Source organism: Rhodovarius sp., from assembly GCF_040399605.1.
GTDB classification, from domain to species: Bacteria; Pseudomonadota; Alphaproteobacteria; order Acetobacterales; family Acetobacteraceae; genus Rhodovarius; species Rhodovarius crocodyli_A.
This window is the reverse complement of record NZ_JBBARU010000012.1, coordinates 1-11,926: the sequence shown is the minus strand read 5'-3', so window position 1 is coordinate 11,926 and position 11,926 is coordinate 1. Positions and strand designations below refer to the sequence as shown.

The following is an 11,926-nucleotide window of genomic DNA, read 5'->3' as shown; positions in this document are numbered from 1 at the left end:
CCAGAGATTCGCCATGAACCGACGCGCCGCCATGGCCAGCCCCCTCATCGCCCTCACCCAGCCCGCCCAGGCCCAGGTGCCCTTGCGGATATTTGCCGCAGGGCCGGGCAGCGCCTTCCTGCCCTATGCCGAGGGTCTGGCCGCCTATCTTCGCCAGGGCGGCATCCCCGCCGAGGCCCGCACCAGCGCCGGCTCGCTGCAAAACCTCGCCCTGGTGCAGGATGACCCCCTGGCGCTGGGCACCGCCTTTCTGGGCAGCGTGCAGGATGCGCTGCAGGGCAGCCAGGCGGCAGGCGGGCGGCGGCATGTCGCGGTGCGCGCGCTGTTTCCCATGTATGAGACGGCCTTTCACATCGCCGCGCTCACCAGCAGCGGCCTCACCCGCTTCAACCAACTCAATGGCAAACGGGTGGGGGCTGGCCCCGCCCGCGGCCCGGCCGAGAGTTTTCTCCGCGCCGCCGCCGAGGCCGCGGGCATCCATATCGAGGTGGTGAGTGGTGACCCCTCGGCGATGACCGAGGGCCTGCTGAGTGGTGCCATGGACGCGCTCTGGCAAGGTGCGATCGTGCCCATCCCCTCGCTGGTGGCGGTGCTCGGCCGGGCGCCGGCCATCATCTTCGGCCCCGGCAATGAGGTCACCGCCCGGGTGATTGCCCGCATGCCCTATCTTGCCCCCAGCAATACCCCCGCCGGCAGCTATGCGGGGCAGGGGGCGCCGGTGGCCAGCTTCGCCGCCTGGAATTTTGTGATTGCCAATGCCGCGCTCTCAGATGCCACGGCCTATGCGATCACCCGCCAAGTGCTCAGCGCCGCCAATCCGGCGGCGGAGATCCACTCCAGTGCGGCGGCCACCCGCGCCGCCAATGCGGTGAATAATCGCATCATGCCCTTCCACCCCGGTGCGCTACGGTATTTCCGTGAGGTCGGGTTTGAACTGGCATAGCTGCTCCCAGGGCCGCGCCCTCAGCCCATCACCGCCGGCAAAGCCGCCAGCGCCGCCGCCACATCATCCATGCCATTATAGCCATGGAAGCTGAAGCGCAGCCGCCCCCGCCCGCCCCAGGCCATCACGCCCCGCGCCCGCAAACCCGCCACGGCAGCGGCTGAGTCAGGGTGGGGAATACAGACATTGGCGCCATGGCGGCTGGGCGTCCAACAGGGCAGCCCCGCCGCCAGCACGCCCTGCCGCATGGCGGCAGTCAGCGCCAGAACATGCGCCTCCACCGCCGCCGCCCCGGCCCAACCACGCGCCACCGTCACCGCATGGCCCAGCATATAGAGCGGCACAAAGGCCGGGTTGCCACGGCAAAACCGCATGGCGTCCGGCACCAGGGCAGGCGCCTGCCAGTCAATCGGCGCCACCAGGCTGAACCAGCCGCCCGAGCGTGGCGCCCAGTGAGGCTGCCGCGCCATATTCCAATAGGCCACCGTGATGCCGGTGCTCCCCAGCAGCCATTTATAGCAGGAGGAGAAGGCAAAATCGGCCATCGCCGCATCCACCCGCTTCCACCCCGCCGCCTGGGTGAAATCCACGATCAAAGCCGCCCCCACCGCATCGGCCAGGGCGCGCAGCGCCGGCAAATCAGCCGCCTCGCCGGTGAGTTGCGAAATATCGGAGACCAGAATCGCGCGGGTCCGCGCATCCACCAATCCAGCAATGCCGGCCAGCCCCTGGCCGATGCGCATCTCCACCCCCGGCCGCAGCGCAAAGCCACCCAGCACCGAGGAATATTCAATATCCGCCGCCACCACATTGCAGCCCGGCGGCAATTCCAGGCTCTCGCCCAGCATGGCGCAGCCATCGGCCACCGAGGAGACAAAACCAATCTCCGCCAAGGCCACGCCCCATTCCTCCGCCAGCAGGCCACGCACCGCCAGCACCTCGGCATCCATCAGGTCGCGCCCGGTGAAGCCGCCATTGCGGTGCTCGGCATAGCGGGCCATGGCCATGGAGTGGCTGCGCAGCCAGGGCGGCTCCCCGCCGCAGCACAAATGCGCCACATCCGGGCCAATATCGAAGGCCTCGCGCGGGAAGAGCGGGGTCACGCCAGCGCGGCCTGAATGAGCGCCTCGGGCATGCCCAGCCGCGTCGCCGTCACCGCCAGATCGCCCCAACTCACCTCATCGAGCGGGATGCCATCGCTGCCGCTGCGCTGGGCGCGGGTGCGCCGCTCCGGCTCGCCCGGCAGCAGCACATTATCCGGTGCCGAGGCCCGCACATGGTCACAAATCGCCTGCACCTCATGGGCAAAGCCCGGCAGATCGGCCATGCGCGCAGGGTCGAGCATGATGCCGAACATGCCATTGACGATGCCGCGATCATTGGGCGTCTGAGGCTGATTGGTGCCGCCGCCAGTCAACGCGCCGCCGAGAATTTCGCAAATCAAGGCCAGCCCGTAACCCTTATGCCCACCAAAGGGCCCCAGCGCGCCGCGCGGCCCCTGGCCATAAATCACCGCAGGGTCGGTCGAGGCCTCGCCCAGATGGGTGATCAACACCCCGGGCGGCACCTGCTTGCCGGCATTAAACGCCACTTTCACCTTGCCCACCGCAATGGCCGAGGTGGCGAAATCCAAAATGATCGGCTCAGGCGCCATCGGCACGCCGATACAAACCGGATTGGTTCCCATCCTTCCATCCATGCCGCCAAAGGGCGCCACCACGCCCCGCCCGCTCACCGCATTGACGAAGAACAGCGAAATCATCCCCGCCGCCGCCGCCTGCTCGGCATAGCCGCCGATGCGGCCCAGATGATGGGTGCGGCGCAGCCCAAACATCGCCATGCCCTGCGCCCGGCTGGTCTCAATCGCCCAATCCGTCACCGCGCGGCCAACCACCTGGCCAAACCCCATGCCGCCATCCCATACGGCCATCGCACCCTCGCCACCCACCCGGCTGGGCTGGGTATTGGGGTTGATCAGCCCCGCCTCGGCATTCTCGATATAGCGCGGCACGAGTTGCACGCCGTGGCTGTCATGGCCGCGAAGATTGGCCTCCACCAGGTCGGAGGCGATTCGCGCGGCCTCAGGGCCGCTGCTGCCCACCGCCTCGAACATGGCGCTGACAAGGGTGATGAGGGCAGGGGCGGTGATGCGGGGCATGGCGTTTCTCGTTCTTGGATCGCGGCAGCACAACACAATTGCCGCCGCAGGGCCACGGCGACCCTTCAAACCTATCCCCAGGCTACGGCCCTGCGCTATAGCCCAAGGTCTGCGACCAAACCCCCGGGATTAGCTCATGACCATTCATGTCGCGCTGCGCCACCGCACCAGCTACACCTATGAAAAGCCGGTGGCACTCGGGCCCCAGGTCATCCGCCTACGCCCCGCGCCGCATGCCCGCACCCCGGTTCTGGCCTATTCGCTCAACATTTCGCCGCGCGGCCATTTCCTGAACTGGCAGCAGGATCCGCAGGGCAATTTCCAGGCCCGCGTGGTCTTCCCCGAAAAGGTCACCCATTTCGACGTGACCGTGGATTTGATCGCCGATATGGCGACGCAAAACCCCTTCGACTTCTTCCTCGAGCCCGAAGCCGAAACCTGGCCCTTCGCCTATGATCCTGTGCTGGACGAGGAACTCGCCCCCTTCCGCAAAACCACCGAATCCGGGCCGCTGCTCAAAGCCTTCCTGGCCGATGTCCCCCGCACCGAGCGGCGCAGCATCGACATGCTGGTGGGCCTCAACCAGATGATCCAAGGCCGCACTAATTACATCGTGCGGATGGAGCCCGGCGTCTGGTCGCCAGAGCAAACCCTTGAAGAAGGCCGTGGCTCCTGCCGCGACTCCGCCTGGCTGCTGGTCCAGGCGCTGCGCCATCTCGGCCTCGCCGCGCGTTTCGTCTCCGGCTACCTCATCCAATTGGTGGGCGACGTAAAACCGGTGACCGGCGCCGAGGGCCCCGCCGCCGATTTCACCGATCTGCATGCCTGGGCCGAGGTCTATCTCCCCGGCGCCGGCTGGATCGGCCTCGACGCCACCTCAGGCCTTTTCACCGGCGAGGGCCATATCCCACTCGCCGCCTCGCCCGAGCCCGCTTCGGCCGCGCCCATCTCCGGCATGGTGGAGGAGGCGAAATGCGAATTTGGCTTCGAAATGCATGTCACCCGCGTGCTGGAAACGCCCCGCGTCACCAAGCCCTATAGCCCAGCGCAATGGCAACGCATTCTCGCCACCGGCCGCGCCGTGGATGCCGAACTCGCCGCCGGTGATGTCCGCCTGAGCATGGGCGGCGAGCCCACCTTCGTCGCCGATACCGATCGCGACGCGCGGGAATGGAACATCGACGCGCTGGGCCCGACCAAGCGGGGCTATGCCGGGCGCCTGCTGCGCCGCCTGGCACCGCTCTGGGCCCCGGGTGCCGCGCTGCAATATACCCAGGGCAAGCAATACCCCGGCGAGCCGCTGCCGCGCTTCGCCCTGTATTGCCATTGGCGGGCCGATGGCGTTCCAGTCTGGGAAAACCCCGCCCTCCTGGCCAGCGACGATGACACTGATAACGCCACCCCCGCCGATGCCGCGCACTTCAGCAAACTCCTCGCCGCCCGGCTGCAGGTCGACCCCGCCATGGTGCAATCCGGCCATGAGGACATCCATTACTACCTCTGGAAGGAAGGCCGCCTGCCGGCCAATATCCTCGCCGAGGACAGCAAGCTGGCCGACCCGCTGGAGCGCACCCGCCTCAAGCGCATCTTCGCCCAGGGCCTGGGCGCCCCGGTCGGCTCCGTGCTGCCGCTGCGCCGGGTGCAGGCCGAGGGGGGGGCGCGCCTCTGGCAGACCGGACGCTGGTTCTTCCGCGATGATGTGATGTTCCTCGTCCCCGGCGATAGCCCCATGGGCCTGCGCCTGCCGCTCGCCTCACTGCCCTGGATCGACCCGGCCGCGCTGGAGGCGGATGCCGAGCCCGATCCCTTCGCCGATACCGCGCCCCTGCCCAGCGCTGAGGCGGTGATCCAGCGCCGCCAACTCGCCCTCAGCCGTGCCATGGACGCGCTGCATGATGACCTCGGCATCGAGGATTTCCGCCCCCACCCGCAACCCAGCACCCAGGCGGCTATAGACCCAGGCCAGATCCGCACCGCGCTCTGCGTGGAGCCACGCGGCGGCCTGCTGCATGTCTTCCTCCCCCCCGTCTTCGCCGCCGAGGATTGGCTGGACCTCGTCGCCGCCATTGAGGGCACCGCCGCCCAAACCGGCCGCAAAATCTTCCTCGAAGGCTATCTGCCGCCCGAAGACCCCCGCCTGCCGCATTTCTCCGTCACCCCCGATCCGGGCGTGATCGAGGTGAATATCCACCCCGCCCATGGCTGGCATGAGGTGGTGGACCGCACCGCCCAACTCTACGAGCAGGCCCGCCAGGTCGGCCTCACCGCCGAGAAATTCATGATGGATGGCCGCCATGTCGGCACCGGCGGCGGCAATCATGTGGTGATGGGTGCGGCCGATGCCGCCGATAGCCCCTTTCTGCGCCGTCCGGATCTGCTGAAATCGCTGCTCGGTTTCTGGCACAACCACCCCAGCCTCTCCTATCTCTTCTCCGGCCTCTTCATCGGCCCCACCAGCCAGCACCCGCGCATCGACGAGGCGCGGCAGGATAATGTTCGCGAACTGGAAATCGCCTTCGCCGAAGCCGCCAAAACCCGCCCCACGCCGCCCTGGCTGGTGGACCGCCTGTTCCGCAACATCCTCGCCGACATGACCGGCAATACCCACCGCACCGAATTCTGCATCGACAAGATGTACAACCCGGACAGCGCCTCCGGCCGGCGCGGCCTCGTCGAGTTCCGCGGCTTCGAAATGCCGCCGCATGCCGAAATGTCCACCGCCCAGATGCTGCTGATGCGCGCCGCCGTCGCCGCCTTCTGGAACCGCCCCTATGAGCGCCGCCTCATCCGCTGGGGCACCCGGCTGCATGACAATTTCATGCTGCCCGAACTCTGCGGCCAGGATTTTAACGACGCGCTGGAAGATCTCGGCCAATTCGGCTTCAAGCTGGACCCGGCCTGGTTCGCCCCCCACATGGAATTCCGCTTCCCGCTGATCGGCGAAACCACGCTGCGCGACATGCGCCTCGAAATCCGCCACGCGCTGGAACCCTGGCACGTGCTGGGCGAGGAACAGGCGGCCGGCGGCACCGCACGCTATGTCGACAGTTCGGTCGAACGCATCCAGGTGAAACTCTCGAATTTCTCGCCCGAGCGTTTTTCACTGATCTGCAACGGTGTCACAGTCCCGCTCACCGCCACCGAAACCACTGGCGAATACATCGCCGGTATCCGCTTCAAGGCCTGGGCGCCCTATTCAGCCCTGCACCCGACGATCAAAGCCCAAACACCGCTCACCATCGACATCCACGACACCTGGAACAACCGTGCCATTGGCGGCGTGCAACACCACACCATCCACCCGGGCGGGCGCAATTACGACAGCTTCCCGGTCAATACCAATGAAGCCGAGGCCCGGCGGCGCTCGCGCTTCTTCACCATCAATCACACGCCGGGCTTCAGCGCGCCGCTGCATGCGGGCCGCAGTGCGGAACATCCGTTGACGCTGGATTTGCGGGCTTATGCGTAACGGGAGAGGTTGCTTGTCAGGGGGCTTTGCCCCCCGACACCCCCCACCAGGGGCGACCCGCCCCTGGACCGTGTTTGAATTGGGTCGCCGATGAGCGCGCCTATGGATGAGATGGTGGATGGCGCAGGGCGGATCAGGCCGCATTGGCGCAATCTGCTCGGTGCCGTCGGTGGCCTGGGCAAGCCGCAATTGGAGGAGCGCGCCCGACGTTTGCAGCGCGCCGCCGAGGAGGAGGGCATCGCCTCCATCCTGCCCGGCACCAAAGCTGCGGGCATGGGCTGGCGCTGTGACCCCGTGCCCCTGCCTATGCCGGCAGCCGAATTTGCCACCCTCGAGGCCGGGCTGGCCCAGCGGGCGCGGCTGCTGGAGGCCGTCCTGGCCGATCTCTATGGCCCGCAAACTCTCCTGCGCCTGGGTTTGCTGCCGCCGATGCTGGTCTATGGCAATCCGCAATTCCTGCGCGCCTCGCGCCGCGCCAATGCCCCCGCACCAAACCCCCTGCTGCAACTTTATGCAGCCGAAATGCTGCGCGGCCCGGATGGGCAATGGCGGGTGATGAGTGACCGTGCCGGCCTGGTCTCCGGCATGGGACACGCGATGGAAAATCGCCGCCTGATGGGCCAAGCGATGCCCGAGGCATTTCGCGCCGCCAAGCCGCGCGGCCTGTCGATCTTTTTCGAGCTTTGGCAGGACAGCCTGCAACGCCTGGGCCCGCAGCGCGCCGGCGCACCGGCCGTGGCCCTGCTCAGCCCGGGCACCGCCGATCCGCATTGGTTCGAGCATGTCGTGCTCAGCCGCGAAATCTCGGCTGCGCTCGTCGAGCCAGGAGACCTCACGGTGCGCGGCGGCGCGCTATTCCTCAAAACCTTGCAGGGCCTGCAGCCCATCGATGTGCTGCTCTCCCGGGTCGAGGCCAATACGCTCGACCCGCTGGAATTCCCCGAAGCCGATGCCGCAGGCGGCGTGCCCGGCGTGCTGGATGCGGCGCGGCATGGCGCCCTGGCGCTGGTCAATGCCCCGGGTGCCGACCTGGCCGAATCCCCAGCCCTCGCAGCCTTCCTGCCGGCCTTGTGCGAGCATCTTCTGGGCGAGAGCCTCTTGCTGGAAAGCCTGCCCACGCTCTGGCTCGGCAGCCCAGGCGCCACGGCGCAAGTGCTGGCGGCAGGCGAGCCCATCCTCATCCGCCCCGCCATGGATGGTGCCGCCCCGGGCGAGGTCTATACCCCCGCCATGGCCCCCCGCCTGGAGGCCGCGCCGGGCGCCTGGTGCGCCACCTGGCTGCCCACCGCCTCGGTCGCGCCGTGTTTTTCCGGCACCGCCCTGGCCCCCCTGCCGCTGGCGCTGCGGCTTTTTGCGGTCAGCGATGATACCGGCTGGCATGCCATGCCCGGTGGCCTCGCGCGCGTGCTCGATGGCACCGCACCCATGGCCGGGCGGCTGCCGCGTTCGGGCTGGTGCAAGGATGTCTGGGTGCTGGCCGAAGAAGAAGCACTGCCGATCATCGGCCCCGCCGCGCAGCAATTGCCCCCCATCGCCATACGCCGCAATTCCGGCGCCATCCCCTCCCGCGTGGCCGACAACCTCTATTGGCTGGGCCGTTATGTGGAGCGGCTGGACCGCGCGGCGCGGCTGATCCGCGCCACCCTCACCCGCCTGCGCCGCGGCGCGCCGCTGCCGCGCGAGATCGCCGAGGTCGCCGCCCTGGCGCGCTGCCTGCGCGAGGCCGGGCTGATAGATGCCGAGGCGCTGCCCGGCGGTGGCTCCACCACGGCGCTCGCCGCCGCCCTGGCCCATGCCGCGCGGCCCGAGGGTGCTGTCGGGCAATTGCAGGCCCGCATCGCCAATCTGACCGAGACGGTGCGCGACCGGCTGACCGATGACATGCACGCCACCTTCAATCTCAGCCTGCGCGCCGCCCGCGCGGCCGGCGAGACGGCGGGCACCGGCCTCGAATCCCTCTCCCGCGCCATGGTGGCCAATCTGCGCTTCGCCACCGCCGTGGCCGGCGTGGCCAGCGAGAATATGGTGCGCGGCGGCGGACGGCTGTTCCTGGAACTCGGCCGCCGGCTGGAGCGCTCGCAGGCGGTGCTGGCCGAGATCGGCCTGGTGCTGGACCAGCCGCCCGCGCGCATCGAGGCCGGCTTGCGCCTCGTGCTGGAACTCTGCGACAGCGTGATCACCTATCGCAGCCGCTACCTCGCCGTGCTGCAGCCCGCCCCGGTGCTCGACCTCGTGCTGGCCGACCCGTCAAACCCCCGCGGCCTCGCCTTTCAGATCAGCGCCATCCAGGCCGCGCTGGCCGAGGTATCCGGCCTCACCGAGGACCCCCTGGTGGATGAGGCCGGCGCCCTGTCGCGCGATGCCGAGGCGCTGGTGCAATCCATCCTGGCCTCGCCCGAGCAGGCGGTGGCCGCCGCCATGCTGCCGCCGCAACTGTCCGAGATGGCCGACCGCCTGGGCGGGCTCAGTGACGGCGTCACCAGGCGATATTTCGCCATGCTGCCGGTCGCGCGCTCGCTCGGGCTCGATGGACCGGTGGCAGTACCGGCCGAGGTGCTCGCCACATGATGTATTGGGTGCGCCACATCACCGCCTATGCCTATGACCAGCCGGTCGATCTGGCAGCGCATCTCTTGCACCTCAAGCCGCGCGCCCTGCCGGGCCAGCGGGTGATTCATGCCCGCATCCGCTGCCAGCCCGCCCCCGACCACGCGACCGAGACGCATGACCATTTTGGCAATGCCGCCACCCGCATCTTCATCGCCGCCCCGCATCAGCATTTCGAGGTAACGGCCGAGGCGTTGGTCGAGGTTAACTTCGCCCCGCCGCCCCAACCCGAGGCGACGCTGCCCTGGGATGTGGTGGCTGACCAGGCCCAGCGCGGCTGCGACGAGGCCACGGAATACCTCCATGCCTCAGCCCATGCCCCCGCCCTGGCCGAGGCGGCAGAATTCGCCCGCCCCTGCTTCCCCCCCGGCCGGCCGGTGCTGGCGGCCCTGCTGCATCTTAATGAACGCATCGCCACCGAATTCCGCTTCCAGGCCGGCGTGACCTCCATCTCCACCCCGGTGGAGGAGGTGCTGCGGCTGCGCCGCGGCGTCTGCCAGGATTTCACCCATCTGATGATCGCAGCCCTGCGCGGCCTCGGCCTGCCGGCCCGATATATGTCTGGCTATATCCGCACCCGCCCGCTGCCCGGCCAGGAGCGCCGCCGCGGCGCCGACCAAAGCCATGCCTGGGTCGGCGCCTGGCTGGGCGAGCGCGATGGCTGGGTGGGGCTGGACCCCACCAATGGCATCGTGGTGCGCGATGAGCATGTGGTGATCGCCTGGGGGCGCGATTTCGCCGATATCTCGCCGCTGCGCGGGGTGATTTTGGGCGGCGGCGCGCATCACCTGAGCGTCAGCGTTGATCTGGAACCCGCAGAGGGCGGCTGAACTACAGCAACCCCTCCCGCCGAAAGGAGAGGTGCTGCCCGCGCCCGACCACCACATGATCATGCAGCACAATCCCCAGCGCCTCGGCGGCGCGGCGGGTTTCGGCCGTCATCTCAATATCAGCGCGTGAGGGTGTTGGGTCACCACTCGGGTGATTATGCACCAAAATCAAGGCGGTTGCGTGCAATTCCAGCGCCCGCTTCACCACCTCCCGCGGATAGACCGGCGTGTGGTTCACCGTGCCCCGCGCCTGCGCCTCATCGGCGATCAGCCTGTTCTTGCTGTCGAGAAACAGCACGCGAAACTGCTCAATCGGCTCGCGCGCCATCACCGCCGTCAGGTGCTCCAGCAGCCGCTCCCAATTGTTCAGCAGGTTTTGTGATTTGATTGAGGCGGCAGAGAGCCTGAGTGCCGCGCCCTGCACCAGTTTCAGCGCTGCCGCACCTGCTTCGCCCATGCCCTCCACCGCCTGCAAGGCGGCCATGGGTGCGGCGATGGTATCGGCAAAACTGCCAAAACGGTCGAGCAGCGCGCGGGCAATGGGTTTGGTGTCGCGCCGCGGCATGGCGGTGAAGAGCAGCATCTCCAGCATTTCATGGTCGAGCAGCGCATCCGGCCCCGCCCGCAGCAGCCGCTCCCGCATGCGGGCACGATGGCCGAGATGCCCCGGCGGCGGCACGTCGCCGCCAAAAAGGTCACCAGCCTCCGCAAAGCCAGCTTGCCGCTTCCCCCGGCCACCTGCGTTGCTGGACATCTCGCCCCTCCACACCACCTGCGGCAGTGTGACTGCTCAACCTGGGGCTGTCACGCCTATTCCGCGCCATCCTCAGGCGCGGGCAGCGGCAGCGCACCCGGCTTCTCGCCCGCCGCCAGCAACACCGCATTGAGCGCCTGCTGGGTGCAAAGCCCCAGAATCACCGGGTCGCGTGGCTTGATATTGGAGCTGTTCCAATGGGTCCGGTCGCGCACCTTGGCAATGGTGTCCTTGGTGGTGCCCAAAAGCTTGCCCACCGCCGGATCGGGCAGCTTGGGGTAGTTGCGCAGCAGCCAGGCAATGCCATCAGGCCGGTCATTGCGCTTGGCCACCGGGGTATAGCGCGCACCCTTGCCGCGCGCCTTGGGCAGTTCGATCGAGGAGATAGAAATCTGCAGCCGCGCATCGGCATTGGCCTCGCAGCGGGCAATTTCCTCGCGCGTCAATTGGCTATTGGCAATGGGGTCATAACCGATAATACCCTGCGCCACCTCACCATCCGCAATGGCCTGGACCTCAAGGGGATGCATGCCGACGAAATCGGCAACCTGGTCAAAGGTCAGAGCGGTTTTCTCGATTAGCCACACGGCGGTGGCCTTGGGCATCAGGGGCTGGGTCATCGGCGTTGGTTCACAGCTGTTGGCGCAACACGGAGGCCGGTGGGGCGCGCGCAATATGCTGCGGCCCGGGCCGGCCCACCCGGGCACGCGGGGCGGAGTCTCGGGATGGCAGGGAGAATCCCCACCAACATCAAAGATTGATATAGTCGCGCTTGCGGCCAGGGTCAAAGGACCAAGTGGCCAAAAAGCGGGAGGTTATGGGGCAATGCATGATGAAGACAGCATAAGGCGGCCAGAACGGCCATTGGCACCACGCCAGTATGATGGCTGGTCCGTAAGCGATTTCGCCGAGCATATCGCCGCATTGCAGCAGGAAATTATCCGTGCCGAAGCGGCCAAGGCCGCCAAACAGGCCAGCCTTGAGGCCGCCGCAGTTTTTTTCAAACCACACCAAGTCTGACATGCTGCAAGGAATTGCAGAAAATGGCTGAGAATTGACGCTGGTTCAACGTCTTGGCTGGCCTTTGTCGATCTCTGGCAGGCTGCCACGAACAAGATCGAGGGGCTTTGCCCCTCGAGCACCCCAGCAGGAAACTTAGTTTCCT

9 protein-coding genes are annotated in these 11,926 nt (G+C 67.6%); 5 read left to right on the top strand and 4 right to left on the bottom strand.

Translation table 11 applies throughout. The features are described from left to right. Nucleotides 1–13: 13 nt before the first annotated feature. Entirely contained in the window at nt 14–943 is a 930-nt protein-coding gene (locus ABWP84_RS05765) for a TAXI family TRAP transporter solute-binding subunit (RefSeq protein ID WP_353211051.1), read from the top strand. Nucleotides 944–963: 20 nt separating this feature from the next. Here the strand turns inward: ABWP84_RS05765 and ABWP84_RS05760 are convergent, their stop codons facing one another. Continuing rightward, entirely contained in the window at nt 964–2,046 is a 1,083-nt protein-coding gene (locus tag ABWP84_RS05760) for an aminotransferase class V-fold PLP-dependent enzyme (RefSeq protein ID WP_353211050.1), read from the bottom strand. Next, entirely contained in the window at nt 2,043–3,101 is a 1,059-nt protein-coding gene (locus ABWP84_RS05755; protein ID WP_353211049.1) for a malate/lactate/ureidoglycolate dehydrogenase, read from the bottom strand. The genes ABWP84_RS05760 and ABWP84_RS05755 overlap by 4 nt, the downstream gene beginning before the upstream one ends. Nucleotides 3,102–3,237: 136 nt before the next feature. Between ABWP84_RS05755 and ABWP84_RS05750 the strand changes: the two genes are divergently transcribed. The 3 genes from ABWP84_RS05750 to ABWP84_RS05740 all read left to right on the top strand — a co-directional run bounded on the left by ABWP84_RS05750 (nt 3,238) and on the right by ABWP84_RS05740 (nt 10,007). Then, entirely contained in the window at nt 3,238–6,570 is a 3,333-nt protein-coding gene (locus tag ABWP84_RS05750; protein WP_353211048.1) for a transglutaminase family protein, read from the top strand. A 90-nt stretch (nt 6,571–6,660) separates the two neighbouring features. After that, entirely contained in the window at nt 6,661–9,138 is a 2,478-nt protein-coding gene (locus ABWP84_RS05745) for a circularly permuted type 2 ATP-grasp protein (RefSeq protein ID WP_353211047.1), read from the top strand. Beyond that, nucleotides 9,135–10,007, top strand: a complete 873-nt coding sequence (locus ABWP84_RS05740) for a transglutaminase family protein (RefSeq protein WP_353211046.1) — start codon at nt 9,135–9,137, stop codon at nt 10,005–10,007. Before ABWP84_RS05745 ends, ABWP84_RS05740 begins: the two co-directional genes overlap by 4 nt. A gap of 1 nt (nt 10,008) precedes the next feature. On the opposite strand, the gene radC is transcribed toward ABWP84_RS05740, so the two are convergent. Together radC and ABWP84_RS05730 are read right to left on the bottom strand one after the other, a co-directional pair. Next, a complete protein-coding gene (gene radC, locus ABWP84_RS05735) occupies nt 10,009–10,761 on the bottom strand; it encodes a RadC family protein (protein ID WP_353211045.1) in 753 nt (250 codons plus the stop codon). Between the two features lie 56 nt (nt 10,762–10,817). Further along, entirely contained in the window at nt 10,818–11,381 is a 564-nt protein-coding gene (locus ABWP84_RS05730; protein WP_353211044.1) for a cell cycle transcriptional regulator TrcR, read from the bottom strand. Between the two features lie 205 nt (nt 11,382–11,586). Between ABWP84_RS05730 and ABWP84_RS05725 the strand changes: the two genes are divergently transcribed. Continuing rightward, nucleotides 11,587–11,781: a DUF1192 family protein gene (locus ABWP84_RS05725; RefSeq protein ID WP_353211043.1), complete on the top strand. Its 195-nt coding sequence runs from the start codon at nt 11,587–11,589 to the stop codon at nt 11,779–11,781. Nucleotides 11,782–11,926: the final 145 nt, after the last annotated feature.

Excerpts from the sequence above, each read along its gene's own strand:
- ABWP84_RS05765 (WP_353211051.1), top strand. The coding sequence starts at position 14 with ATGAACCGACGCGCCGCCATGGCCAGCCCCCTCATCGCCCTCACCCAG.
- ABWP84_RS05755 (WP_353211049.1), bottom strand. The coding sequence starts at position 3,101 with ATGCCCCGCATCACCGCCCCTGCCCTCATCACCCTTGTCAGCGCCATG.
- ABWP84_RS05750 (WP_353211048.1), top strand. The coding sequence starts at position 3,238 with ATGACCATTCATGTCGCGCTGCGCCACCGCACCAGCTACACCTATGAA.
- ABWP84_RS05745 (WP_353211047.1), top strand. The coding sequence starts at position 6,661 with ATGAGCGCGCCTATGGATGAGATGGTGGATGGCGCAGGGCGGATCAGG.
- ABWP84_RS05740 (WP_353211046.1), top strand. The coding sequence starts at position 9,135 with ATGATGTATTGGGTGCGCCACATCACCGCCTATGCCTATGACCAGCCG.
- radC (WP_353211045.1), bottom strand. The coding sequence starts at position 10,761 with ATGTCCAGCAACGCAGGTGGCCGGGGGAAGCGGCAAGCTGGCTTTGCG.
- ABWP84_RS05730 (WP_353211044.1), bottom strand. The coding sequence starts at position 11,381 with ATGACCCAGCCCCTGATGCCCAAGGCCACCGCCGTGTGGCTAATCGAG.
- ABWP84_RS05725 (WP_353211043.1), top strand. The coding sequence starts at position 11,587 with ATGCATGATGAAGACAGCATAAGGCGGCCAGAACGGCCATTGGCACCA.